At 72.8% G+C, this 25,456-nt stretch carries 17 protein-coding genes; 11 read left to right on the top strand and 6 right to left on the bottom strand.

What is annotated here, in order from left to right; all coding sequences use genetic code 11:
• Positions 1 to 75: 75 nt before the first annotated feature.
• The 3 genes from ACIP60_RS25535 to ACIP60_RS25525 form a co-directional block, all read right to left on the bottom strand.
• Entirely contained in the window at positions 76 to 366 is a 291-nt protein-coding gene (locus tag ACIP60_RS25535; RefSeq protein ID WP_400688135.1) for a hypothetical protein, read from the bottom strand.
• Positions 354 to 1,064, bottom strand: a complete 711-nt coding sequence (locus ACIP60_RS25530; RefSeq protein ID WP_400688133.1) for an HNH endonuclease family protein — start codon at positions 1,062 to 1,064, stop codon at positions 354 to 356. Before ACIP60_RS25530 ends, ACIP60_RS25535 begins: the two co-directional genes overlap by 13 nt.
• A gap of 261 nt (positions 1,065 to 1,325) precedes the next feature.
• Positions 1,326 to 1,523 (bottom strand): hypothetical protein, encoded by a 198-nt coding sequence (locus tag ACIP60_RS25525; RefSeq protein WP_400688131.1) that lies wholly within the window; start codon positions 1,521 to 1,523, stop codon positions 1,326 to 1,328.
• Positions 1,524 to 1,932: 409 nt separating this feature from the next.
• Here ACIP60_RS25525 and ACIP60_RS25520 point away from each other — a divergent pair, with 409 nt between their 5' ends.
• On the top strand, positions 1,933 to 2,832 hold the full coding sequence (locus ACIP60_RS25520) for a hypothetical protein (RefSeq protein ID WP_400688129.1): 900 nt from the start codon (positions 1,933 to 1,935) through the stop codon (positions 2,830 to 2,832).
• A 448-nt stretch (positions 2,833 to 3,280) separates the two neighbouring features.
• On the opposite strand, the gene ACIP60_RS25515 is transcribed toward ACIP60_RS25520, so the two are convergent.
• Complete coding sequence (locus ACIP60_RS25515; protein WP_400688127.1) at positions 3,281 to 3,757, bottom strand: macro domain-containing protein; 477 nt, start codon at positions 3,755 to 3,757, stop codon at positions 3,281 to 3,283.
• Positions 3,758 to 4,096: 339 nt separating this feature from the next.
• Here ACIP60_RS25515 and ACIP60_RS25510 point away from each other — a divergent pair, with 339 nt between their 5' ends.
• The 4 genes from ACIP60_RS25510 to ACIP60_RS25495 all read left to right on the top strand — a co-directional run bounded on the left by ACIP60_RS25510 (position 4,097) and on the right by ACIP60_RS25495 (position 10,322).
• Complete coding sequence (locus ACIP60_RS25510; RefSeq protein ID WP_400688125.1) at positions 4,097 to 6,388, top strand: ATP-dependent RecD-like DNA helicase; 2,292 nt, start codon at positions 4,097 to 4,099, stop codon at positions 6,386 to 6,388.
• Between the two features lie 1,035 nt (positions 6,389 to 7,423).
• Positions 7,424 to 7,900, top strand: a complete 477-nt coding sequence (locus tag ACIP60_RS25505) for a hypothetical protein (protein ID WP_400688123.1) — start codon at positions 7,424 to 7,426, stop codon at positions 7,898 to 7,900.
• A gap of 5 nt (positions 7,901 to 7,905) precedes the next feature.
• On the top strand, positions 7,906 to 8,241 hold the full coding sequence (locus tag ACIP60_RS25500) for a replication initiation protein, RepL2 (RefSeq protein ID WP_400688121.1): 336 nt from the start codon (positions 7,906 to 7,908) through the stop codon (positions 8,239 to 8,241).
• A 593-nt stretch (positions 8,242 to 8,834) separates the two neighbouring features.
• Positions 8,835 to 10,322: a hypothetical protein gene (locus tag ACIP60_RS25495; RefSeq protein ID WP_400688119.1), complete on the top strand. Its 1,488-nt coding sequence runs from the start codon at positions 8,835 to 8,837 to the stop codon at positions 10,320 to 10,322.
• A 380-nt stretch (positions 10,323 to 10,702) separates the two neighbouring features.
• Here ACIP60_RS25495 and ACIP60_RS25490 read toward each other — a convergent pair whose 3' ends face one another.
• Positions 10,703 to 12,406, bottom strand: coding sequence for a hypothetical protein (locus ACIP60_RS25490; protein ID WP_400688117.1), 1,704 nt, complete (start codon positions 12,404 to 12,406; stop codon positions 10,703 to 10,705).
• Between the two features lie 345 nt (positions 12,407 to 12,751).
• On the opposite strand from ACIP60_RS25490, the gene ACIP60_RS25485 reads away from it, so the two are divergent.
• The 6 genes from ACIP60_RS25485 (at position 12,752) to ACIP60_RS25460 (ending at position 23,922) form a co-directional block, all read left to right on the top strand.
• Entirely contained in the window at positions 12,752 to 15,235 is a 2,484-nt protein-coding gene (locus ACIP60_RS25485; protein WP_400688115.1) for a hypothetical protein, read from the top strand.
• Positions 15,236 to 15,294: 59 nt separating this feature from the next.
• Positions 15,295 to 16,254: a hypothetical protein gene (locus tag ACIP60_RS25480; RefSeq protein WP_400688113.1), complete on the top strand. Its 960-nt coding sequence runs from the start codon at positions 15,295 to 15,297 to the stop codon at positions 16,252 to 16,254.
• A 231-nt stretch (positions 16,255 to 16,485) separates the two neighbouring features.
• Positions 16,486 to 18,993 carry a hypothetical protein gene (locus tag ACIP60_RS25475; RefSeq protein WP_400688111.1) on the top strand — a complete coding sequence of 836 codons (2,508 nt, stop codon included), beginning with the start codon at positions 16,486 to 16,488 and terminating at the stop codon, positions 18,991 to 18,993.
• A gap of 1,161 nt (positions 18,994 to 20,154) precedes the next feature.
• The gene (locus tag ACIP60_RS25470; protein WP_400688109.1) at positions 20,155 to 20,868 is read left to right on the top strand and encodes a hypothetical protein; all 714 of its coding nucleotides are present in this window, start codon (positions 20,155 to 20,157) and stop codon (positions 20,866 to 20,868) included.
• A 146-nt stretch (positions 20,869 to 21,014) separates the two neighbouring features.
• Positions 21,015 to 22,415 carry a competence protein CoiA family protein gene (locus tag ACIP60_RS25465; protein WP_400688107.1) on the top strand — a complete coding sequence of 467 codons (1,401 nt, stop codon included), beginning with the start codon at positions 21,015 to 21,017 and terminating at the stop codon, positions 22,413 to 22,415.
• A 190-nt stretch (positions 22,416 to 22,605) separates the two neighbouring features.
• The gene (locus ACIP60_RS25460) at positions 22,606 to 23,922 is read left to right on the top strand and encodes a NucA/NucB deoxyribonuclease domain-containing protein (protein ID WP_400688105.1); all 1,317 of its coding nucleotides are present in this window, start codon (positions 22,606 to 22,608) and stop codon (positions 23,920 to 23,922) included.
• On the opposite strand, the gene ACIP60_RS25455 is transcribed toward ACIP60_RS25460, so the two are convergent.
• Positions 23,901 to 24,842, bottom strand: coding sequence for a hypothetical protein (locus ACIP60_RS25455; protein ID WP_400688103.1), 942 nt, complete (start codon positions 24,840 to 24,842; stop codon positions 23,901 to 23,903). The genes ACIP60_RS25460 and ACIP60_RS25455 overlap by 22 nt on opposite strands.
• Positions 24,843 to 25,456: the final 614 nt, after the last annotated feature.

The following is a 25,456-nucleotide window of genomic DNA, read 5'->3' as shown; positions in this document are numbered from 1 at the left end:
CGGGTCGGCGGCCCTGCGCGCCAGCCGCCGGCCCCGCCGGCGTGCTGCGGCCGAAGTCGGCCCCGCCGTCTCAGGTCAGGCCGGTGCTTCGGCTGCGCCGCCATCCTCGATCGCGTCCAGGACGCGGTGGTGGTAGTCCTCGAGTTCGCCTTCCGGAACCGTGGCCGGGCTGCCCTGCAGGTGGTACCACTCGGCGGCGCCGCTGTACTGCACTTGGACGTCCACCAGGCCGCCACTCTGCCTGGTGGTGCGGATGGTCAGGTCGCCGGTGACGACGCCGACTTCGACGGTCATCGCCCCGCCGGGTCCGGCCGTCGCTTCGTCCTCGCACATGGCCGGCTCGATGGTGGGCATCAGGCGCCGCACGTGTCGATCATCTGGCCGAGCGCGGACTTCTCCGCGTCGGTCACCGTCAGCTTGTAGAAGGCCTTCACGTCCGTCCACGCCTTCGCGTACGAGCACCAGGCCTCCTTGAGCGGGGGCTTCCACTGGTCTGGGCCCTGGTCGCCCTTGCCGCGGTTGGAGGAGGCGGAGACCGCCTGCAGCTGGGGGCGCGTCAGGTCGTTGGCCAGCGCCTTGCGCTGCTCGTCGCTCCACGTGTCCGCGCCCGCCCGCCACGCGGCAGCCAGCGGTACGACGTGGTCGATATCCAGCTTGGAGGCGTCGGTGACCGCCTGCCCGTCGTAGGGGGAGGTCCAACTGCCCGAAGTGGCCTTGCACTGCCCGTCGGTGGCGACGTTCTTGCCGTCGCGCTTGAGCACCGCCTCCCTCGTGTCGCAGTTGCCGCCCTGCGGCGCCCACAGCGGGAAGCGGTCGCGCGAGTAGCCGGACATCGCATGCTGCGGAGCCACCTGCAGCGCCGCGAGCTCGGTACGCGCCTGCGAGGTGGCGGAGGTCGCCGGACCCGGCCACCCCCCGGCCCCCGCCCCACCGCCCGAAGGCGGCTGCGCGTCGCCACCGGCCGAACCAGGAGCGACAGACGCACAGGAGGCGAGCAGCACGGCCGTCAACGCCGCACCGCCGACGGCCGTCGCCCGCCGGGCAAGGAGAGAAGAGGTACGCATGCACCTCAGGTTGCCGCCACCGCCCTCGGCAAACCCCGACGGCACGCCGCCGAACCGGATCGGGTGACACCGGCCCCGTTCACCTGACAGCCGGGGAGTGGACGCCGGCGGCTCTGAGGGGTGCGGAGCATGCGCGCAGCGGCGAACCGGACGGCCCTGAAGAGAGGTGCTGCACGGACGCGACCCGGGGCCGCCCGGGCTACGGAAGGTACGGGGCCGTCCGGCCGGCCAGGCACCTGGCCGTTCGCGTCGGCGGCGCGGTCAGGCGGGGCTGGGACCGAAGCCGTCGGCCCAGCGCGTCCGGAACTGCTTCACCTCGTCGACGACCTTCTGGCACTCGCGCAGCACCGCATCCACCCTGACGGCGATCTTGTCGGCCCGCGCCAGCACCTCGGACGCAGTAGCCCAGTACGCGCCCGCCTTCCGGAAGAACCGGCGCCAGCCCGTCTGCTTCTTCACGGTCATGATCCCCCCTGGGGCAGCACCGCACGGCACCGTCGCGGGCGCCGTGCCCGGTGCCGCGTCGTTCCGTCGCGGTACCGGGCAGAACGAGCGGCACCCGGGCCGGTTACGGCCGAGCGCGTCATCCGACCGGCGACGGCCCACTGACGGAGCCGGGCCCTGATTCCGTATCCCCGGCCCGGGGTGGGATGTCGGTGGTGTCTGCCAGGCTCTCGCTGAACATCCTCCTCGGGCCGGTGAGGCCCGGGGCACCATCGCATCACCGTGCCGGGACCGTCCGGAGGTCCGGCACCCCTCGTACGGCCCACCTTTCCTCCCGTGCCGCGCACGGGCACCATCCGGGGCCGCTGCTCCGCCATGCCCGGCGGGGCCCCGTCGCTGTCACACCCACCAGGAAAGAGCGATGATGCCTACTCAGGAAACCCGCCAGAACCCGCTCGACGCCAGGCTCACCGGGCTCGAAGCCGCCTCCGCGCGCTTCAACCGGGCGAACGCCGACGAGGCCGCCGCTGCCGCACGCACCTGCCGGCAGCGGTGGGACAACGAAGGCGTCCCCAGGTCGCTGTTCGAGATCGTCGCCGACGACCGGCCGGGATCGGACGGTGACAGTATCCGGCTCCGGGACGCCGGCGATGCCGACGCCGAGCTCTACCTCGCCACGCTGCCGGACCACATCACGATCAGCTTCCCCACCAACGCGGCCCGGGTCCTCGCCGCGTGCGACCCGTACTTCGGCCGGATCGCCCAGCTCCAGCAGCTCAAGAAGGCCCTGGCGCCGGCCGCGGCCGCGCTGACCGCGCAGCTCGCCACGGCGGTGGAAGCCGGAGCCCTCGAAGCGGACGAGGGGTCGCTGCAGCAGACCGCCGAGCGGCTGGTGGGGGAAGCCCTGCTCCGGAGGTTCGATACCCAACCGGTCTGGTCCCCCGGGCTGGAGGTCGGCGTGCAGCAGGCGTTCGAGGAGACGTGCGACTACGCGAGGGCCGCACTGCGCGTTCGCTTCGGTGACGAGGTCGGGGAAGCGGATCTTGCGGCCTTCACGCCGCGCCCGGTGCGGGAGATCGCCCAGGACTTCTTCCGCCGCCACGACGATGTCCTGGCGGCGTGCGCGGCCGCCGGGGCCGCCCTGGCCGACCCGGGCCTTCCGCTCGTGTCCTACGACGAGATCGAAGGCACCCTGGGGTACGGGACGACCTACGAGTGGCGGGGTGATGTCCGTCGGCTGCCGAAGCCGGACAGCGGAACCACCACCCGGCCGAGCTGGCACCCGCTGACCCTCACGATGTGGCGCCTGCAAGGCCGGTGTTGACGTAGGACGACGTACGGGGCGGCCTGCTGGCCGGCCGAGGAGGATCGATGCCCGCTTCCACGTCCCGCACTGTGAGCCAGCGGGTTGGATGTCCGGCTGTCCGGCGTGGGCATCGACGCAGCCCGCGTCGGGTGCGCCGACCTTCGGGGAGGACTTCGAGTCCGGCGGTGTGGTGGAAGCCCGCCGGCCGCGCATCGGCATGATCTGGACCGCCGCCACCCACCGCAGGTACGGAGTCGGCCAGGCGCTCGCCGGCACGCTCGCCGTCGACTCCGACTGCACGACGGGCGACATCTCCTGGTCCTGCCCCATCACCCACCCCGGCCGCGCGCTCGCTCGCCTCGGCGGACAGCGGGTGGTGGCGTGCGAAGCGGTCGCGCAGAGCCCGGACCGTCGCGTTCGCGGGGCCCGCGCCACGCGAGGGAGCGCTGGTGGTTGCCAGCTGCCGTCAGGCCAAGTCGTAGACCGTGACGGGCACCTCGCGCCGGGTCAGCTGCTCCACGATGAGCGGCTCGACCAGTTCCCACCGGCCGCCGGCAAGGCCGCAACCGATTCGCGGCATGTGCACCGAAGCTCGCAGTTGCAGCGCACGTTCGGCGACGGTGGCAAGGGCTGCGCCGATGGCTTCGTACCTGACGGGCGGGGTGCTGCTGGGGCCGTAGCCGTGCTGGCCGATCATGTTGGCAACGAGGAGGCTGTCCTCGACGGGCACGAACTGCACCGCCCCGAGCGCGAAGCCGCTGCTCTCCCGGTCGCGGTACCAGGCCCTGTACGCGGTCCTGGTCTGCGGCCAGCGTCGGGCGAGCGGCAGCACGAAGCCCTTGCCCCAGCCGCCCGCGTCGTTGCAGACATGCGCGATGATCTTCGGGCCTTCACCCCGGGGCGCGGTTGCGTCGCCGACGACGTAGCTGATCTCCTGACTCACGGCGCGACTCTAGCCAGCGGGTCCGACAGGCCCTCTGATGCTGCGACCGGACGTCGAGCCCCTCGTCAGGGAGCCGTGGCTGCGGGCGATCTACGACCGGGGATGATGACCCGTCGGAAGTTGCGGCGGCGGCGTATCAGCGGACGAGGTCAGCGAACCTCGTGCCGCACCACAGCGGCGCCGCATGCCAGTTGCCCGCAACGGCCTGTGGGCTGGCGCCCGGCGGCGGGGGCAGGACACGATGATCCTCACCGCAGGCGGCACCTGTCGGCCCGCGAGTGACCACCAACAGCCGGACAGGCCCGCAGGGCCGCCGCAGCACAGCACCGGGGAACGAACATGGAGCAGCAGGGCGAAGCGGACGGCGTCCAGACGCTGCAGGGCACCGTCGAACGGATCCTGTTCGTCGCCGGAAACGGTCTCACCGCGCTGCGCCTGGGCCTGGAGAGCGGCGAGAGCCTGACCGCGAAGGGCGAGGTCCTCGCCGGTGTCCAGCCCGGCGAGACGCTGCAGCTGGTCGGCACCCACGCCCAGCACCGCGTCTACGGGGCGGAGTTCCACGCCGTCGACTGCTCCTACATGGAGCCCGCCACCGTCCACGCGATCCGCAAGTACCTCGCCTCCGGCCTGGTGCGCGGCATCGGGACCAAACTCGCCGACGCGATCGTCGGCCACTTCGGCCTCGACACCCTGCAGGTCATCGACACCACGCCCGAGCGGCTGCGGGAGGTCCATCTGATCGGAGGGGCCCGCTACACCGGCATCGTGGCGGCCTGGCAGGTCCACCAGGAGATCCGCCAGCTGATGGTCCTCCTGCAGGGCGCCGGAATCTCTCCCACCCACGCCCCGCGTATCGCCCACCACTTCCGCGTGGAGAAGGGCGAGGCCCACACCGTCACCGACGTCCTGGACATCGTCCAGGACGCCCCTTACCGGCTCACCGAGGTCTTCCGGATCGGGTTCGCCACCGCCGACAAGCTCGCCCTCGCCCTGGGCTGGCCCGAGCGCAGCCCCGAGCGGCTGCAGGCCGCGCTCCTGCACACCCTGGAGGAGGCTGCCGTCCGCGGCGGCCAGACGTTCCTGTGGGACGCCGAGCTGGCCCGCAAGGCCGCCGCGAACCTGCGCGACGACGGCGGCCTGGCCGAGCTGCTGCCCGACCAGCTCGACCACCTCGTCGAGCAGAGCCGCGTCGTCGTCCAGGAGGTGCCACACCGCGGCGGCGGCCTGCGTCCGGCGGTGTTCACCCCGCGGCTGCACGCCGCGGAGGTCTCCGCGGCGGCCCGGATCGCCCGCCTGTGCGCCGCCCCCAGCCGCCTGGCCGCCCGGCACCCCTGGCACAAGGGCCCGCTGCCGCTGATGGACAGCGCCGTCCAGCTGACCGAGCGCCAGGAAGCCGCCGTCCTGATGGCCCTCACCCAGGCGGTGTCCGTGCTCACCGGCGGCCCCGGCTGCGGGAAGTCGTTCACGGTCCGGGCGGTCCTCGACCTCGTCGAGGCAGTCGGCGGCCGCGTCGCGCTCGCCGCACCCACCGGCCGTGCCGCCAAGCGCTTGTCGGAGCTCACCGGCCGCCCCGCCACCACCATCCACCGCATGATCAGCAAGCCCCGCGACGAGGGAACCGCACCGATGAGCCTCTTCGACGTGCAGGACCCTCTCGACGGAGTGGACCTCGTGGTGATCGACGAGGCGTCCATGCTCGAACTGCCGCTACTGGAACGCCTGCTGGCCAAACTCCCCGTCGGCGTGCACCTGCTCCTGGTCGGCGACGTCCACCAGCTGCCCAGCGTCGGCCCCGGCCAGGTGCTGCGCGACCTGCTGTCCGTCGAAGCGATCCCCCGCACCGAGCTCGACACCATCTTCCGCCAGGACGGCGCCAGCACCATCCCGCCCAACGCGCAGCGCATCCGCCACGGCCAGCACACCGTCAACGGCGGCGAGTTCTGGTTCCTGCCGGTCGCCGACCACGCCATCACCGACACCGTCGTCGACCTCGTCACCCGCCGCCTGCCCGCCACCTACCAGGTCCGCCCCGAGGACGTCCAGGTCCTCGCCCCTACCACCAAGGGCCCCGCCGGCACCCGCGACCTTGCCCTCGCCCTCCAGGACGCCGTCAACCCGCACAAGGACGGCTCACCCCAGCACTTCGGCGACGGCCGGCCCTTCCGCCTGGGCGACCGCGTCATCGCCATCCGCAACGACCCCCGCAAGGGCATCCTCAACGGCACCACCGGCACCGTCACCGCCCTCGACGACAGGGAGCGCCGCCTGCACGTCACCACCGACGACGGCACCACCGCTCTGTACGGCTTCGACGAACTCGACGAACTCCTGCACGCCTACGCCATCACCGTCCACCGCTCCCAGGGCAGCGAGTACCCCATCGTCGTCATCCCCCTCACCAAGTCCTCCTCCTACCTCCTGCTGCGCCGCAACCTGCTCTACACCGCCGTCACCCGCGCCCGCCGCATCGTCGTCGTCCTCGGCGACCGGGAAGCCCTCGCCGATGCGATCAAACGCGCCGCCGATCCCCGCAACTCCTCCCTCGCCCCGCGCCTGCACGAAGCCCTCACCGGCACCGTGATCCTGCCCCGCCCCACCCGCAGCACCGACGGCCAGGCCACCCTCTGCTGAACCCGCCCACTTCCGGGTAGGTGCACCTGTCCGTCGAGGAGCAGACTTTTCTCCGCCGTGAGCCGCTGAACGACGTTGCGAAGGGCCGCCAGTTCCTCGGAACGCTCTCCGGCGGCCAGGGCCTTTCCGCAGCTCCACCACGCGGCGTCCCGGCGGCGGCCCGCATCGAGGTCGACGGCGCGTTCCTGACCTCCTCGGCCACGCCTGCCGGACACCACCGGCCACCGGGCCAGTGGCGCTCCCCCAAGCCGTAGAACGACGCCCCCTCACTCTCCCCGGCCGCCCCCGCCACGCGCCTGCCCTGCCGGGCCGGGCACCACGTGCGACAGCCCGCCGACGCGGCCCGCGGGCGGTAAGGCGGTTGAGCGCGGCGCGCTCCGCTACCGCACCCTGGCCAGCGCCCAGGCGGCGCTGGACCCGCCATCCTGCCGCCTGCCCTGCGTTGCTGTCCTGCCGCCCGGACCGTGACCGGTCCGGGCGGCAGGACAGCAACGCACCGTCCGCGCCGTGGACGGCGCGGACTGGGCAGTTGCCCTTGGACCAGACAGCACAGCCCCGTAGCAACACCGCACTCCCCAGCCGAGGTGAGGGACCCACCGGCCGACATGGGGTCCCGACAGCGGCTTGACGTCAGAACCCACCTGCACCCCTTCGCTGCTCCACCTCACCTCGCTCCCGCAGCATCACAACCCGGCAACCGCAGGTCGATTACGCGGCACCTCCTGGACCCGTACCAGAGGCGCACCAGAGGAAAACGCTCTGACCTGCACGAATAGACCCCCGGCCGGGATCGCAGGATCACTGACCCGGATCAGGCGGTTCCGCCAGAGGATCACAGAACCCCGCCGAGTGATCCTGCGATCCACTGGTGGAACCCCACGATCCCAAAAATGGACCATGAGTCCATTGACCATGAGTCCATTTTGGTGATCCTGGGCGCGCCGCAAATGTACTCATGGTCCATGGACCGATAGTCTATTTTTGGGCCGATGGCGGCCCGCTTATGTACTCATAGTCCATCGGAGGGAGGCGAACGTGGCAGAGCGAGCACGGCGGTACGACTCCCAGGGCAATCTGGTCCCGCAGGTCCGGTTCGGCTACCAGGCCGGCTACAGCACGGTCGACAACCAGAGGCTCAACGGCGTCGCCGAGGGAGTGGAGGCGCTGACGGACCGTGAATGCCGCGTTCTGCTGTGGTTCCTCTCGAAGATGCCCGGACCCGACCAGCCGGTCGAGATGCTGGAAACGGACATCGCCCAGCGCCTGAAGATGGAGACCAAGACGCTCAAGCGGCACATCGCCAAGCTCGCGTCCATGCGCCTGCTCTTGCCGGGCAAGCAGCTGGGCCGCTACACCTTCTGGAAGGTCACCCCCTACCTCGCCTCCCAGGGGAGCGCCGCAGAACAGCGAGAGGCGATCAAGGCGTGGAACCCGCCGGCCATCCCCGAGTGGGTCGAGCCGACGCCCAAGACGCGCAGACCGCGCAGCGACAAGAAGACTGAGGGGAAGTGACGGTCATGCAGATCGAGTCGCGGCACGACGTGGTCAAGATTATGAAGCGGGTGAGCGGCCTGGCCCCCAACCTCCGCCAGATCGTCATGCTGTATGCCTCCCTCGACCAGGACCCCTCCACAGGAGCAGTCCCCATCGACGCCAAGGAGATCGCGGCCGAGATCAACATGGATCCGAGCCTCTTCTCCCGGCTGCGCGGCCAACTCGTCGAACGCGGCTGGATGGAGAAGATCGAGGACACGGTCTACTACCGCCTCACCTCCCTCGCCGACAGCCCCGACAACGTCCTCCCGCTCCGGCGCACCGGCCCCACCAACCCCCATGAGGCCAAACGGGCCTGACCCGGCCGCCACCGGCTCCATCGAGGCCAGCGCCCACCCCGTGCTCCCCGCGCGGGGAAACCCCGACAGCCCGCGGGGCGAGCACCGATAGGCCTGAGGCCCGGCACCGCCACCGGGCCTCAGGTGCGAACCGCCGGCTGGCCGGGGCCCGACCAGACCCGGCAGTTGAACCCTCACCGCTTGCGGCGACGCCTCGCAACGCCACCAACAGGACCGCTGCCGCCGCGCAAGGCACGGAAGCGGGACGGAAGGCCCCGGCCGGCAGGCTGCCGACCGGGGACCGGGGCCTCGGCCCGTCTGCGCCGTAGGTCCTCCCCACGCAGAACCTCGAGCAGGCCGTCGGCCGGCGGCCCATTGCCGCCCGTGCGAATCGCGCCAGGCCCGGCACCGGTGATCGGCGCGGCCCCGAATCGGTATAGTCGGCCGCGGAAAGGCCACGGCACTGGCCTGATGCCCCGCTCTTCACGTCCACGCCGTTGAGGGCCCAGAGGCCAAGAGTCCACGACTCGTGCCCCCGACAGGCGTATCCTCACGGCGGTGTTGACCTCTCGGCAGCCCGTGCAGCGTGGAGCACGGCTGCGGTGAGGACCACGATGTCCAAGAACTCCACCCGGGCGCGCGATCGGGCCGTGCGCGTCTACATGGCAGAGCACGGCGTCCCGCTCAGCGAAGCCCGACGGGCCGTCCTCGCAGACGCCCGAGAAGCCGAGCAACCGGTCGCCGGCCCCTGGGACGGCTTCACCCCGACCGAGCGCAGGCGCTGGGAGGGGCGCAAGCTCTCGGACCTGGCCACCCGGCAGGAACTGCGCCTGCTGGGGGAGGTGGCCGCCGAACTCGGCTCCTGTATGTACGCGCTCGACGTCCTCCGCTGGGGCGACGAACCCGTAGTGCTCTGCGACCCCGACGCGCCCGACGACCACGTCGTCCCCCGGCTTCCGCGTTGCAGCGACCGCCAGGACCAGGCGTGGCGCGCCCGGATGGCCCGGGCGTTCTGCGACATCGCCGACGACCTGCTCTCAGGGAAGGCGCCGATCGCGCGCTGCCACGCCGAGGACCTCGCCCTGATGGTCGCGGCACACAAGGCCCGCGAACTGGTCCAGCAGGCCAAGGACTTGGCCGGCGACCCCCACAGCGTCGACCCGGGCGGCCAGCCCCTGGACGCAGCCGGCCACCTGGCCCACTGGTTCCCCGGCCTCGGCCGCGTGAGCCTGCGGCGCACCGACGCCTTCACCTACCACGACCTGGAGGAAGCCCTGCTCGGCGAGGCCGAGGTCTACCTGCTGTGGGACGACGACCAGGGCTTCGAATGCCCCGACCACCCGCTCGGCTGGTCCGTGATGCACGAGGACATGCGCGCCGAACGCTGGTTCGACACCTTCGCCACCACCGTCCCGCGTGACCCGGAGCGCGGTTTCCCCGCCGACGTCTGGCCCCAGCTCACCGACCACGCCCGCCGATCCCTCCAGCACGAGCCCGTCTGGCTCGGCGCCGAGGCGCAGCAGCCGGACACCCCGCAGGCCGCCACCGGCCCGCGGCCCGGCGGTGCGCCCTCGCCCGGGACGGTGTTGGCCGCGAACTTCATGGTCGCCGCCTGGCGGCAGCAGGTCCTCACCCTGATCGGCGAGACGATGTACGAGCAGCACCGCGTCTGGCCCGCCGAGAGCCCGGAGCAGGTGTGGAACCTCGACGGCCGGGCCGTGCTGAGCGACGTTCCCGCCATCGCGCTGGCCCAGGCCCGCCGCCTGATGCCCGACACCGAAGCGGGCCGCGGCCAAGTCATGGAGATCTACTGGGCCCGCCCCGCACCGGCCGGGCACTACTATCCGCCGCTGTGGTTCCGCGTGGATGTCTGGAAGATCGAAGAGCACTCCAGCGGCCCGCACGACGTCCCCTGGATGCGCGTGCGGTGGGCCGACGGGTCGCTGTCCGGGATCGCCTTCACCGACGTGGTGGCAATCCGGCGCCCCTGCGCCCAAGACCTCTCCCCGTGGGCGCCGGTCACCGGGGAGCTGAAGCCGATGCCGACCCTCGCCGACTTCCGCAGGCCCGAAGCCGACGACCCGGACGATCTCCCGGACTGAACGGACGCGGCACCGCAACCGCGCCCGAGAGCCGGCCGGCGGATGCGCTGCGAAGGCCGCTGGCACCGAAGGGGCCGCCGACCGATCCCGGGGCCGGAGGGGCGGCGCCGACGGCGGACTGCGATGCCCCGTCCGGTGTCCGGGCAGGCCGCAGCGAAGGCACGCCCGCGGGGAGTTGCGCCATTCCGCCGCTCTGATGCGCTGCCACCTGCGGAGGATCGTCCCGGAGGCGTCGCGGGCGAGGGGTCGGCGGTGGCCCGACCGTCTCGATGCCGTGCCCCCGTGAGCGGCTGGAGCGCGGGGCCGTGCCCTTCGCCGGGGCCCCTTTGCGCATCGGACGGCGGCCGGGCCGCCGCGGTGCACGGCAGGACGGCCGAGGGTCAGCCGGGTGCGGGCGCTGTCCGGGCTGTCGCCGCGTCAGGACGGTCCTCGTGGGCGGTGCGCAGCAGGAACAGGGCTGTCTGCAGGACGAGGCCGAGGTGGTGGCGGGGCGTCGGCTGGGTCTGCAGGTCGTGCAGGAGGACGTTGCGCAGGTTGCGGCCCTCCTTCGGGTCGGCGAGCAGCAGGCGCATCGACGACTGCCAGGGGGCGGGCAGTTCGGCGTCGGTCATCGAGGAGATGAGGGTGCCCAGCTGCTTGACGCCGCCGGCGGTCGCGCCCTGCGGCGTGGAGATGACGGGGACCGACTCGCGTAGGAGTCGGCGCAGCATCCCCTCGACGACGGGCAGGGCGCCGCGCACGGCCAGGCGGTCCATGCCCAGCCAGTAGGCCTGCATCGCTTCAGCCAGGACGCACGCGGACTCCTGCGGCAGCACCACGGGGTGCTGCAGGACCTCGAGGAGCTCGTACTCGTCGGGCACGAACCGGGCGCCGATCCGGTCGAGTTGCGCGGTGACGGCCATGCCCGCGATGTCCATGTGCACCAGCTGCCAGCGCAGCCGCCACGTCTCCTCCTGGTCCGCCCGGTGGCCGGTCAGGACGGGCCCGTTGGGGTTGACGCCGTAGGTCGTCAGCCCCAGCAGGTGCGAGGTGAAGGGGCCCGGCAGCTGCTCCACGGTGTTCCGGGTGGAGTCCTCGTCGCCCAGCGGCGCGGGCAGGGCGCCCACTTGCCACAGGGCCTCGCGCAGATCGGCGGCCGCGTCCACGGCGGCCGCGCGGGCGGCAGTGAAGCGCTCCAGGTCGGGCTGGGCCCCGAGGTCCACGCGGATCGTCGACATGCCGAGCTCGCCGACATGCTGCAGGTCGAGCCGGACCGCGTCGTAGAGGTCGCTCAGGCCCGCCGCCCGCGCATGCGCAGCCGCCTCGTTGAGGTAGAACACCTTGGTGAAGCCCGGCACCTTTCCGGCGGCGGTGCGCCACGCTGCCACGATCTGCTCGTCCACGGCCTCCCGCGGCGTACCCGCCGGGTGGAGGGCGCGCAGCACGCTCAGGCACTCCACCTGCTGGTGCACGTCCGCTTCGCACGCGGCCGCCGCACGCTCTAGCGCGTCGGCCACCGGACCGCGGTCGATCGCGGGGGTCGCGGCCAGTGGCTCCAGCAGTTCGAGGACCGTGCCGGCGCCCTCACCCGCCTCCAGGAACACGTCGGCCGCAGCCAGCATCTCCCGCACCAGCTCGTCGCGCAGCTGCGCCAGGCCCACGTCCCGTGCGAGACGGAACGCGTCGGCGTGCGTACGGGCCGACAGCCACCGGCCAGCCGTTGGCTCGGCGAGGACTGGGGCGGCCTGCCGGTAGAGGCCCACAGCCAAGGCGGCGTGGGTGCGGCCCCCACGGCCGGCGGCGCGCACCAGATGGTGCAGACGGGCGCGCACCAGCGGGTGCACGCGGTCCTCGACCGCGTAGGCGGCCCAGCAGTCCACGGTGCCCGCAGCTAGCGTCCTCACGTCCACACGCTCGCCGCCGCGGGCGACGAACGCCCCGGACGGGACCAGGTCGAGGTCGAACGCGGCCGCGAGTGCGGCCAGGTCGCCCGACGCCGGCTCGTCGACGGACGCCGCGCGCGCGGCGGCGATCCGGCCGGCGATCTGCGCGTAGGACTCGGCACCCCGCGCGACGTCCAGGACGGACACGACGATGTCGGACACTGCAGTTACCCCCACCTGTCCTGAACGTACGAACGCCCACACCCTACGAGCTCACCCGCGGCCTCGTTCTGCGCCCGCCCCGCCAGGAACTCCCTGGCCCCCGGGCCCCGGCCGCCGGCCGGCTCCGGCGGAAGGCGGTGCCGGACCGGTGCGCGGCGTCCCTGCCGATGCGGCCCGTGCGCTATTCTCGGCAGTCGGTAGCCCAGATACCGGCCATCGGCACGCGCCCCGGACGCCCGTGCCCCAGACGATGGCGAAGGGGGAGAGCCTCGCTGCAGAGACCTTGACCGTGCCGATCGGCGCGGCCAGTCCGGGTGGACGCGTCGAGAACAGGGCCGATGCCCCATGGCCAAGGACGACCGCAACGCACGTGCCCGCGCCGGTATCACGGGCGAGAGCTACCAGCAGGCCCTTGAGCGGCTCCGGGAAGACGGGCTGATGTACGGGCTCGTACCCGACGCCGCCGACCCGGCGCAGCAGATCCTCGAAGCCGCCGTCCTGCGGGCCCTGGCCCGCCCCCCGCTGGCCGTCGACCGGTCGCTGTTCGGCATCACCCGGGTCTCCCCGACACGCGAGGGCCTCACCCTGTGGCCGGCCCGCGGCGCGGCGGGCGCCGTTCTCGCCCGCCTGCTGCCCGCGACCACCGCAGGCATCTGGTCCGGCGTCCCCGCGCTGCGCCTGGAAAGGGGAACGGGCACGCAGCTGGCCCTGCAGGCTGCCGGCCCCGCGCAGGTGCTCGTCCGTGCCCGCCCGGACGACCACCGCGAGGCCCTGCGCATCCTCGCCCAGCAGGGCGTGACTCCCTGCCAGGGCGCACCCGGCGCTGACGAACTCGCCGCCTGGCAGCAGGTGGAAGGTGACCTGGAAGCGGACGCCGCCCGGTGGAGCGCCGCCCTGCGCCGCGCCGCGCTGTTCCTCCCCCACCCGCCGGACTGGACCGGCCGTGCCCCCTCGCAAGCCGAGGTGGCACTTCCCGCAGGCCTGAACGCCCCGAGCGACCACCGCCCCGCCCCGCCCCGCCCGCCGAAGATGACCGTCGCCGTGACCTCTCCCGGGGGGAAGGGAGGCGAGGGCCGCTCCACCGTTGCCCTCAGCCTCGCCCGGGAACTCGCCCGCCAGAGTGCCGCCGTGCTGCTTCTGACCGCCGACGAGTTCTTCCACGACTTCCTGCGCCACCAGGGGTCCGTGGACTGGTGGGCCGCGGGCGAGCACCTGCCCGGCCCCGGGCGGGGGAGCATGGCGGTGGCCTTCTGGAACGAGCGCGAGGACACCCAGCTGGTGGAGCTGGCCCGCAGGAAGGCGGACGTCGTGGTCCTGGACACCAGCTTCTCCTACCGGGCAGGGACCGTGCCCGTCGACGTCGAGGTCCCCGTCTGCCGGTACCGCCCGCAGGCGTGGACGAAGGCGGTCCGCGAGGACTACAGGCCCGAGAGCATCCGCGTCCTGGAGTGGCTGGACGAGCGCTTCGACTCGTTCTGCCTCACTGCGGGGCGGGAAGCCGACCGTGAAGCGCAGGGACTCCCGGGTCTCCTGTCCGCCCTGGACGACATGTTCCTCACCTACGCGCTCATGCGGATCAGCGGCCACGACGGCGAGGAGCTGTACGACCGCGACGACGAGGACGCCGCCAACTTGTTCTGGGAGGCACCCCCCTACCCTCAGGACTCCACCCGCGGTGAGGGCCTCCTGCCCGCCGAGGACAGGGCCCCGCTGGAGCAGTGGCGCGAGGAGTTCCTCGCCTACCTGGAACCGGACGGGCGCAGCCGCGAGCCGCAGCTGTGGCCGCGGGCCGCGGCCGTATGGGCCGAGCACTCCCGCCGCCGCAACCGGGAGTTCCTGCGGCCCGGCGATCCGGTCGCCGCCGACCTGCGCGGCAACCTGGACGCCTTCGTCCAGCAGGTTGCCGGCGACGCCGTCGAGCAGTGGGGCGACGCTTTCACCGCAGTGGTCGGCGAGTTCACCGACGGGGTACTCCACCGCTGGCTCGAAGAGACCTTCACCTCGTTCCTCGGCACCCGCGACAGGCCCACGCCGGGCGCGTCCGGGGATCTCGTGGCAGTCCTCGAGACGCGCTTCGCGGAGTTCGCCCGAAGGAAGGCCAACGCCCCGCAGCTCGACGCCGACGCCCCGACACCACCGCCCGTGCCCACCGCGGTGGCCACGGACGAGTGGTGGTCCGCCCAGGCCCCGCCCACCACCGCCGACGAAGACGCGCACGAGGTGGATGAGCGGGGCCTGGAGTCCTGGCGTGAGGAGTTCCTCGACCAGGTCGACGCCGAGGGCTACCGCCGCCATCCCGGGGCGTGGGCACAGGCGCGCGCGCAGTGGATCCAGCGCGGCCGCAACGACCTCCGCTTCGGCTGCCGCGTGAGCGACGCCGAACTGCTGCTCCTCACCGACGAGTTCACCCGGCTGATCGCCCCGGTCGCGAGCGAGGCATGGGGCTCCGGGTGGCGGCCTGTCGCGCAGGCTTGGAGGGACGGCAAGGAACCGCTCCTCCTGGGCCTGGACGCCTACGACGACCACATCACCTCCCGCCTCCTCGACCGGGACCCGACCGACACCGCGGCCCACCTCCTCGCCCGCCCGAGCGGCGCCGCCAACACGGTGGTCGTCCTCAACCACTCGCCCAAGGACCTGCCTGCGGAACGCCTCGCCGCGGTCGGCACCGCTCTGCGCGGGTACGGCATCGCGGGCCTCGTGAGCGTGGCGTCCTCACGAGCCCTGGACGTGATCCCCTCCGGCGACCGCAACCTCGCAACACCGCCGCCCGCCATCACCCGTCTCGCGCGCGTCGTCACCACCGCCGGCCGGGCAGGCAGGCCGTGAACGGCGCCCGGCCCGGCCCGAGGCCCGGCAACCCTGCCGGGGCCGTCGCATGGGAGCCGGTGGAGGCGCTGACCGAACAGCGGGCGAAGCAGGTCGCCGAGGCGGCCTCGATCACCCCGCCCGCGCTGCGCAGGTACATGGCCGCCTACCTCGTCTGCGAGGACACCGCGAAGCGGGAGATCCGGCAGTTGCTGGAACGCTTCCTGCGCACGGGCCGGTTGGCCCGCCGGCCCGGCTCCGGAACCGTGCGGGTGCGCAACCACCGGCTCGACGACGTGAACGGAGACGCCTACACCTTCATCCTCTCCCCGGGCACCGAGACGGTCCTCGCCTTCAGCGGCCCCGCGCAGTCGTACTTCGGCCGCCCCCACCAGGCCACCGACGACCTCGCCGCCGCCGTGGCGGCGAACCGCCAACGCGTACAGGAGCAGCTGCAGCGCAAGGCCGACCGCATGGAGCAGCAGGAGCAGGTACGCGCGGCCCGTGAAAACGCCCGGCAGGCCCGTATCGAAGCCGCGCGGCCGGACCCCTGGCCGCTGGTTCCCGAAGGGTTCTACGACCGCAACGGACAGCCGGCCGTGGACTGGAGCAGACCTCCGCTCGCCGGTGAGGCACAGATCCGCAGGGCCGGCCGCAGCCGGCAGATGCTCTTCCACTCGGACGCCCTGAACAGCGTGTACTTCCGGGAGGTCCCGATCGAGGAGAGGCACGAGGCGCTGGCCCGCGTCCTGGACGTGATGATGCGCACCGAACGCAAGGGCGCCATCGCCGTGGCCGGCGGCGCCATCACCGTGACGAACCGGAAGATCACGCTGACGCTGGCACCCCACGGCATGGCCGTACTGGCGGCGAAAGTCCCGAGCGAGGAGCACATGCCTTCCCGCTACCGGCGCGACAAGTGGCCCCTGGACTCGCGGCGCAACGCGCTGTGGCAACACGCCCTGAACGGACGAGGCCCGTACAACACGGGCCCGGCCTCCGCCGTAGGGGCACGCACGACGGGAAAGCCGATCAGCTGAGCTGCCCCCGGGGCAGTCCCGTTCACCTGCCCCACCGCTCCCGGTCTCGCCGAGCCGCGCGCAGCGCCGCAGTGCGGTTACCACCCCCGCCGGCGCAGGAGCCCGAGCCAGGGCGGGACGAGAGGCGCCAGCCGAACAGAACCGGTCAGTCTCGATCATCACCACCGAACCGGCCGGAATCTCCTCCACAATGGAGAAGCCGACCTCCACCCACCGTGAGGAACCGCACCGTTGGCGTCCGCCCCGCTCCCTTCCGCACTCCAACCGGCCCAAGGCCCGGGTGCCGAGATTGCCAGACTCGTCGGCGACCTCGTCCAGGCCGCCGCCGACGGCAACGAGCAGGACCTGCACACCCTCGTCGAACGGGCGCGCGCCGCAGGAACGGACGCCGGCGCCGCTGCGGTGCTCACCGTCGCACTGACGCGCAACGCACCGCCCGAAGGCCGCACGGCAGGCGGGGCACCGGACATGGGGGCCCTGCCCCTGACCCGCGCGCAGGACCTCCACGAGGTCCACCTCGCAGACAACCCCACGGTCGCAGCACCTGCGCGTGTGCGGCAGATGGGCCCGCGGGCCCGCGCGGTGATGCAGAAGGCCGCCGACGTCGCGCAACCGCTGTCCGACGCAGACCGCGGACCCGCGCTTCGCAAGCTCTACACCGAGCAGTTCCGCGACGACCGGGACATCTCCGAAGTCGTGCTGCGCCTGCTCGCGCAGGCGTGCGTCCCCGTCCTGCACGGCTCGGCAGCCGAGACGCTCGCGCAGAACAAGCGGATCGCCGCGCTCCTGGACAGAGTCACCGACCGCAGCGTGGTCGACCAAGTCCTGGACGAGGCCCGCCGCGGCGGGGTCGACCTGGAGGAACTCCAGCGCGCGGCCGCGGACCGGATCGGCGGGCAGGCGCGCCGGAGCAACGGCACCGGCGCCGGTCTGGATCCGCAGCAGCTCGCTCGGATCGACGGCCTGAACGCACTGAGCAAGGAGATCCGCGCCGGCGAGCAGCATCCGGATGCGGACCAGCGGATGTTCGGATTCCTCTCCCTGGTGCTTGACGCGGCACGGACCGGCGATTGGGAGCTGGTCGCCGCGGTCACCGAGGTCCTGCAGGCGGACAAGAGCGTCCCGAACATCGTCGGTGTCCTGCTGTCGAACATCAACCGGGCCTGCCCGGACGACACCCGCCGCCCGGATGGCCGCCCGGACCTGCTGTCCTTGTCCGGTGCCGCAGACCGGGAGCGCTTCGAGGACCGCGCTGCCCGCGGCGGTGACGCGGCCGCCGGCCTGGAATGGGAGAGCGCCCGCGCGGTGGTGGACCTCCTCGAGGCGGCCACGGCCCAGATCACGCGCCGCGGCCACCAGGCGGCCACCATGAAGGTCCTGCGCAAGGGCTTCGCGGCCGCCCGGCACCTGGAAGCCCCCGCCGTCCGCATGGCCGCCGAGATGGCCGCGATGTGCATGGCCGGTCTGGAGACCCATGCACTGCCCGGCCGTTGGCAGGCCGACACCGAAGGGTTCTTCCCAACGCAGGACCCCGCCTCGCTTGTCCTGCCGCCACAGCCGCTCCCCGGCGGCCGGCCCTACGACGGCGACCCCGCCGACTTCGACTACGAGCAGCCGGTCGCCTCCCGCGTCCCGCGCTGGCGCAACCGCATGCTGCGGCAGTTCGACTCGCCGGAGACCGCGGTCCGCCTGGCCGGGGGCATCGACCGCATGACCCTCACCCCTGCGGTCGCCTCCCGTTTCACCGCGGCCCAGATCGTCATCGGCCAAGAGAGCGCCCGCCTGAAGCACGGGCGCGTCTACCACCTGAACGAGCGCCTGACCCGGCTCGCCACCGCGCAGCGGCACCAGCCGCGGGACCTGCCCGTCACCTGGGAGCGCCTTCCCACGCGCACCGGGTTCATGGGCTTCGCCCGGCCGATCGCCGCCCTCCCCGACCAGCCGGTCGTCGCCGTCTCCTGGGGAGAGTGGCACGCCGGATGGGAACCACGACTGGACGCCCGGCCGCACGAAGCCGTCACCGCCTTCGGCCGGCCCGTGTGGAAGCACCGGCACCCGCATCCCGACCCCGCCCACCGCCGGGCCTACTTCCACGGCACCTGCGCCGAACCTGGGTCCTCGGCCGAGCACCGGAACGCGGCCCTGGTGGCCACGTCGTCACGGGAGTGGCTGTGGGTCACCTTCTACGCGGCGCACACCGACCGTGACGTCCCGCTCGCCTGGTGCGCGCAGACCGTGGTGCCCATCGGCGCCTACCTGCCCCAGGAAGCCCAGGACGCCGACGCCGGCCTCCTGCCCTGGCTGCGGACCCTCATGGCCACCTGGGACCGCCTCACCGACCCCGACCCCCACGACGTCGCCGCCGTCATCCAGGAGGTCCGTCTCCCGCGGCCCGACAACCGCACCAGATCCAAGAAGGGCAAGAAGCCGGCGCCGAGCACCGAGCCGCTCTCCGACACCGTCTACGTCGTCACCGACCGCGAGGTCCCCCGCCGCCCGGCCGCTCCGCCCGCCGATCAGGGCGTGATCCCCGCTCCCAGGCCCGAGCCGCAGTACGGCCTCGTGATCCAGACCAAGGGCACGCAGAACCACTGCTTCGCGCCCAGCGGCGAGCACCGCCGCCACCTCGAAGCCGGCCTTCCGTGCCCGCACCACCGCGACGTCCCCCTCAAGCCCCGGTACCGGCGGTACTCCGACCTCCCGCTGCGCCCGCCCCGCACCGTTCACAAACCCGAGTAGCGACCTGCGCGGACCGCGGTCACCGGCGGGGCTCGCGGGTACTGGAGGGAGATCCGCCCAGCTTCCAGCCGCTCGGCTTGTGGCCCCGGAACGTCTCACCGGCCATCACGGCTGCCCGTTGCGCTCGAACTCGCTGCCTGCGCCGCCCTTCTGGCGCCGGCCACCGACCGCTGGACCTCCGGGGTCGACGCAGCGGGCATGGGCCCAGCCGTCAGGTGTCTCGGCGGCGGGCTCGCGCGGCCCTCGGGGGAGTTCGCACACCGGGCACGTCGGAGCGGGGTCGGATGCGGGCCGCACCGGTGAGGCGGGTGGCTGCTTGGAGGCCGTGGGAGGGCCGTCGAAGCGGGCGATCTGCAGATTCTCCGGCAGACGAGCGCGGCTGCGGTTCGTCAGCTTCCGTCCGGTCTGGCCGGCTGGGGGCAGTTGGCGCACCGCCCGCTCGCCCGCCGGGGCGGGGCGGGCCGGCGGAACGGGAGAGCCGGTTCGCGGCGCAGGGGAACCGCGTTCACCGGCCTGGACGGCTTTCGCCAGGCAGCCCGCGTGGCAGAGCTTGCCCGACTTCGCCTTGGCGGTCGGCTGCCGGCCGAGCGCCTTGCGGCAGATCGCGCAGGTAGAACCCGAACGGGCCGTGCTTCTCACCCGCGGAGCACAGCGCCAACTACCCCACGCATGTCACGGAGCGTCACATCAGGTTGACGTCGCGAAGACGTGGTTCCTCCGCGACCGGCCCCATCCCGCTGGAACGGCGCCCGGCACAGTTCTCACCCGGCCCTGGGCCTTGCCGGAGTGCCGCCCGTTCCGCAGCCGCGCCCCGTGCCCCGCTGCGGGGAGCGGACCCGCGAGGACCCGCGGCCCGCAGGCGCCATCCAGGCACCCCGAGGGTGCCCGGCCAGGGCAACGGGCGTCTGGAGCTGTCAGGTGGGTCAGGCCGCAGAAGGGGTTGAGCGCTGATCGCTCCCGGCGCGCAGGCACGCCGCCGCTGCACCTCATGGGGAGCTTGCAGTGCGCTATGTTGACCGTGGCTTGACGCGAACTGCCACCCGCCGACACCTGGTGCCCACGCCTACGGTGACGACCGGCCAAGGGCCCACGGACCCCGCGCGCCAACGAGTCCCCGACCTCGGCGGCAGGCGTGGGATGCCGCCAGGGATCGAAATCACCGTGCCCAAGAAGCAGTCCACCGCCGCCCGCAACGCGCGCGCCCGCCAGGCCACCACCGGCGAGCCGTACACCACAGCCCTGCGCGCCACCCAAGCGCTGCAGCCGGGATCACCTCGGCAGGCAGAGGCGTTCCTCGCCGCGCTGCTGAGCATCGTCGGCGAGCAGCCGGCCGCGGCCGTCCTGGAGCGCCATATGGACATCGACCGGCGGAGCGAGTTGCTGACCGCTGCCTACGTACGCGCCGACCGGGCTGTCCACCACGCCCGCAACGCGCCACCGCACGTTCTGGGTGAACTCAAGGCGGCGCTGGACGAGGCTGATCGCGCCTGCCTCGACTGGTGCGAGCAACGGCAGCCCCAGGCGCCGTTCTACGCGGCGTACATCGCGCTGTGCCATGCCGGGCAGAGCACCGACCCGCAACAGATCGCGGCGGTGGCCTGCGCCGTCCTCGGCGGACCGGACCTGGACTTCGGCGTGGCCGAGGAGTTCTCCGACGACATCAGGGGCTGGTACGGCGGCGGCTGGCCGCAGCAGGAGCCGCTGCGGGACCTGTCCGGCCCGGACACCCCGCAGTCCACCGCCGCCAGGCAGGCAGCCGAGCGGCTGTACGAGGCCCGGAACACGCCTTCGCGCGGGGACGAGGACTGGCATCACGCAGCCGAGCTGATCATCGAGGCCGGGCGGCTCGCCGCGGTCGCCGCCTCAGAGGGCTGAGCCGGGACCGGGCGAAGGGAGGCCGACGGCTGACGTGCCGATCGGGCGGGCAAAAGCGGCAAGAGGCGGCGTCTTTGTCAGAGGCCCCTGGTACTCCAGCACTGCGAGTCCTGCACCAGGGGCGACCTTCAGCGAATGGAGGTGTTGTGTTCACCGCTCTGCACCCCGACGCCGGCCGCCTGGACGCCACCCTGCCCGACCTGGGATGCGGCCTGGCATGGGAGTCGGTCCACAAGGTCAGACCCCGCATCGCCCTGACATGCCCCGACTGCGGTCACGGCGTCCACGCCCGCCGCTCCTCCCGCAAACTCGCCCACTTCGCCCACGACAGCCGCCGGCCCGAACACTGCGAACTCGCCGAGGAGTCGATGGAGCACCACCTGACCAAACTGGAGCTCGCCGTGGCCATTCGCGCGAGCGGCTGGCACGCCGAACTCGAAGTCGGCGCCCCGGACGGATCCTGGCGCGCCGACGTGATGGCCTGCGCACCCGACGGCAGCCGCCGCATCGCCTGGGAAGCACAGCTGTCACCGATCACCGTCGAGGACATCCGGGCCCGCACCGACCGCTACGCCCGGGACGGGATCGAGGTGTGCTGGGTGACCAGCCGCAAAGCAGCGGCCTGGATGGGCCGGGTGCCGTCGGTGCGGGTCGACCCCGCAGACGGGAGATGGCGCGTCGACGACGGAGTCGCCGGCTTCGACCCGCGCGCCGGCCGGTGGCAGACCGTGCCGTCCCCGCTGGCCGACGTGGTGCGCTGGGTCCACACCGGCGGTCTCACCGTCCACCAGGTCCTGCCCCGCTACCGGCGGGTGCGCCGGGCGGCCGACGAGGACTTCGCCAAACGCCCGCTGGTGTGGGCCAGCCGTACCTCCCGGCACGCCGAGGCCAAGCACGAAACGATGAGGCAGCGCCAGGACGAGCTGAAGCAGGCCCGGCTGGAACGCGAGGCGAAACTCGAACAGCAGCGCAAGGAGGAGGAAGTCCAGGCCGCGGCCCGCCAGCGGGAGCGGGAGGAGCACCACCGGCAGGCACGACGTGAGCACCAGGAACTCCAGTGGGACCTGAGCGCCCTGATCTCCCGGGGCCGACGCGCGCTGGAGCGCCGACGGGCGGAGCACGACGCCGAGCAGCGCCGGCTGCAGGAGCAGGAGGAAGAGCGCCGCCGCGAGGAGCAGCAGGCGGCCGATCTGGCAGCGGGCCGAGCCTGGTGGTCGGAGGTGTCCGCAGCGCAGCGGGCGGAGCTGGCGGCCGCCGTGGAGCAGGAGGCGTGGACGACGCTGACCACCCGGGCGCAGATCGACCCAGATGCCCTCTCGCCGCAGTACGCCTATGGAGTGGCCGCCTGGGCGGGCGGGAGCCGGTACGGGCTGTTCGGAGTCATCCGCCCCTGCCCGTCCCTGGTGGGGCGCTGCCCCGAGCTGCTTCGTGAGCGGGTCTTCGTCCGCAACGCCCGCGAGGCGCGCCTGCTGTTCGAGGCCGGCCTGGACCCCGCCTGCATCACGCACTTCGGCCTGCCCGACTTCGAGCAGACCACTCTGTGCTGAGCCGCCCGGCGGGCCATGGACGTCCGGGCCGCTCAGGCGTGCGGGCAGGTGGCGAGGGTGGCTGGAAATCGGCCTGCCTGCACCTGTTTCTCGCCGATCGCCCGTTCGATTCGGGGGAGTTCTGGCGGGCACAGCCTCCCATCCCTAGAGTGCGTGCACCAACATTCTTGCTCTGCAAGGGAGTTAGAGCATGCACGCAGGTGTGCGGGCGCGTAGCCCGATCGCCCTCCTTGCCCTGGTCCTCGCCCTGTTCGCACTCCTCACCACCACGGTGCAGACGGCGCACGCCGCGCCCGCGAAGGAGTCCTACACCCTGGCCTACGACCCGGCCCACCCTCTGCCCATCGGCACGTACATCGGGACGAAGGCGGAACTGCAGGCGAAGGCCGGCAGCCAGCAGGCGCCCACGCCGCCGACGCTGCACGACACCGGGGAAAAGGCCGCAGTGGCGCAGTCGGCGAAGGCCGCCGCCATCCCGGCCCCGGCCGGGATGGCCGCCGCCAGCGGTGACAACCGAGCCCCGACCCTCGACTACTGCCGCTCCCTCTACCCCAACCCCTCCTCCCCGATCAGCGCCCAGCTCTCCCGCTGGGGCTGGTGCTTCGTGGGGACCTGCGGCTACTACTCCCTCACCGACGGCATCGTCACCGGCGTGACCACCTACCGCTGCACCATCGCCGGGCGCGGACAGACGGACGACCGGCACGTCTTGTTCGACATCGGGTTCGACAACTTCCAGGACGTCGGCCTGGTCCTGGTCGACACCGACCTCGTGGTCGGCTGGACGGCCGCCGGGTACAGCGGGGACGACGGAAGCAACGGCCCCTGCTCGCTGGTCTACTCCGCCCCGACCCGCAAGCTGCTGTGGCAGCTCGGCATGACCGGCACCGCCGAGGTCTGGGACACCGACAGCAACGGCTACGGCGACGACAAGATCAGCCGGTGCACGGCGCAGGCCAACGCCCACTCCGACATCCCCATCTGGGGTGAGATCGCCTCCAAGCCCGTCCGCCTGGACTCCGCCACCTACATCCCCGGCCAGCCGACTGCCGGACTCTTCCCGGACACCATCGGCTCCATGAACGCCTACTCTCGCACCAACCCCGCCCACGCCGCTGTCGCGCTGCACATCTACGACGCGCAGGCCACCCCGGTGTACACGCGCCCGGCGAAGGCGGACAAGGCCATCCCGGGCGGGGTGGCCAGCGGCCAGCCGCTGCACCGCCTCTACCCCCGCCCGGGAAGCGCCGAGGAGACCCGCTACAAGCTCAACCGCTCCACCGTCTCGACAACGTGCGACCAGGAGTTCGGGACCCTCGACACCGATCTGCAGTGCGACGAGTACCCGTTCGCGTCCTCGTACGAGGGCGCCGGGTACGCGAACGGCAACTTCAGCGTCCGGCCGGTGCCCAAGACGCAGAACCTGTCCGCCGGTGGCAGCCTCGTCGCCTACTACAACTCCGACCGGATCCTCAACGGCGATCCCTACTGGGTGGAGATCGGGTAGTCGGGCCAGAGCCGGACGTCGAACAGGTCCCCCTGAGCGCCGTCCGGCCGGGCGAGCCGCCACACCGCCAGGGTGTGGCGCCTCGCCGCGTCGGCGCCCACCGGCACGGTCAGCAGCGCGCCGTGGACGGTCGACGCGAGGATGACACCGCACACGGGATCGAGGTGGACGGGGACGGCGCCCAGCGGCGTCCAGGGCGCGCCCGGTCCCTCCTGCGGCCCGGTGCACAGGGCGACGCGGAACACCGCCTCCTCCTGGCTGTACGCGGCCGTCGGGACCGCCACCACCGCCCCTCCCGCACCGGCCGCGATCCGGCCGTCCTCCGGCACCACTGCCGCCGCCAGCGCCTCCGGACCGGTGGCGAGCAGGAGTGTGAAGTGGCCGTAGTCGACGGCACCCGCCACCACCTCCGCCCGGCCGCCGGGCACCTCGACGAACAGCGCCTCCCGCGCCGCCCGCCCCTCGGCCGTCCGCAACAGCGCGTCGAGGGCATCGGCGAGGGCGCCGTCCGCCAGCGGGCGGGAGGGGGACGGCCAGGCGGCGAAGCCGCCGAAGCGGTAGCGGCTGCGGTCGAGGTGCAGGTCTCCCAGCCCCGGCTCGGGCGCGGCCGCGCGGTAGAGGTAGTGCCGCACCACCGCGGCCGAGCCGCCGTCAGCAGAGCGGGTGTCGTACGCGGCTTCGGGGCCAGTGAGCGGCCCGAGAGCGAGCCCGCTGGCGGCCAGCACCTCGGCACGCAGGTCGGCGGCCACCGACCCGCCGTCCGGTCCGGCGCCCGCCACCGAAGGGGCGGTCCAGCCGCCGTTAGCCTCTGATTGCAGCAGCAGCACGCCGCCGCCATCGGCCATCACCACGGCGTCCGCCGCCACCTGCCCGATGCCGTCCGCCCGCGCGGCGGCCGCCAGCTCTCCCCAGGTCTCCATGCCGCCGCACCCTACGCCCGGTGGGTGCCCGCAGTCGGCTGGTGCCCACCACCCGCCCTCGATCGGGTGACACTCTGGCGGACCGGGAGGGAGAACCGGTCGCAGGCCATTGGGTCCACGTCCTCGTCTGCCGGTGACGGACTCGTCGGCCGGGCTGCTGCCCCGGCCGACCTCGGCTCGGTGGCTGCGGTGATCCTAGGCTGCGCCTGGCCCAACAACGTGGACGCCGCCCTGCTCCCGGTCCTGCGCGAAAGTCCGCTGCGAACACGGGCGCCGACGCAGGCCAGCCACCTTCGTACCCGGAACGCCGCCGTGCCCAACCGCAGAACCACTCTCCCGCACGCCGGCCGATCCCCCGCCGCCCGCGCGGCGCAGTCAGCGGGCCACCGTCACCGGCGGGACTCGCGGGTGTTGGGCGGGGAGCCGCCCCGCCTCCAAGTGCTCAGCTTGTGGCCGCGAAACGTCTCACCGGACTCCACAGCTGTCCTGTTGCGTTCGAGCTCGCTCCGGCTGCCCGCCTGGCGCCGGCCGTCGGGCGCCAGGCCTCCGGGGTCGACACAGCTGGCGTGGGCCCAGCCGTCAGGTGCTCTGGCTCGCGCGGTCCTCGGAACGTT

Origin of the sequence: Kitasatospora sp. NPDC088783, from assembly GCF_044750705.1 — a bacterium.
Lineage (GTDB): Bacteria > Actinomycetota > Actinomycetes > Streptomycetales > Streptomycetaceae > Kitasatospora > Kitasatospora fiedleri.
This window is presented reverse-complemented; position numbering and strand designations above follow the sequence as displayed.

Coding starts and splice junctions, on each gene's coding strand:
- ACIP60_RS25510 (WP_400688125.1), top strand. CDS start 4,097: ATGGAGCAGCAGGGCGAAGCGGACGGCGTCCAGACGCTGCAGGGCACC.
- ACIP60_RS25530 (WP_400688133.1), bottom strand. CDS start 1,064: ATGCGTACCTCTTCTCTCCTTGCCCGGCGGGCGACGGCCGTCGGCGGT.
- ACIP60_RS25485 (WP_400688115.1), top strand. CDS start 12,752: ATGGCCAAGGACGACCGCAACGCACGTGCCCGCGCCGGTATCACGGGC.
- ACIP60_RS25455 (WP_400688103.1), bottom strand. CDS start 24,842: ATGGAGACCTGGGGAGAGCTGGCGGCCGCCGCGCGGGCGGACGGCATC.
- ACIP60_RS25460 (WP_400688105.1), top strand. CDS start 22,606: ATGCACGCAGGTGTGCGGGCGCGTAGCCCGATCGCCCTCCTTGCCCTG.
- ACIP60_RS25520 (WP_400688129.1), top strand. CDS start 1,933: ATGCCTACTCAGGAAACCCGCCAGAACCCGCTCGACGCCAGGCTCACC.
- ACIP60_RS25495 (WP_400688119.1), top strand. CDS start 8,835: ATGTCCAAGAACTCCACCCGGGCGCGCGATCGGGCCGTGCGCGTCTAC.
- ACIP60_RS25500 (WP_400688121.1), top strand. CDS start 7,906: ATGCAGATCGAGTCGCGGCACGACGTGGTCAAGATTATGAAGCGGGTG.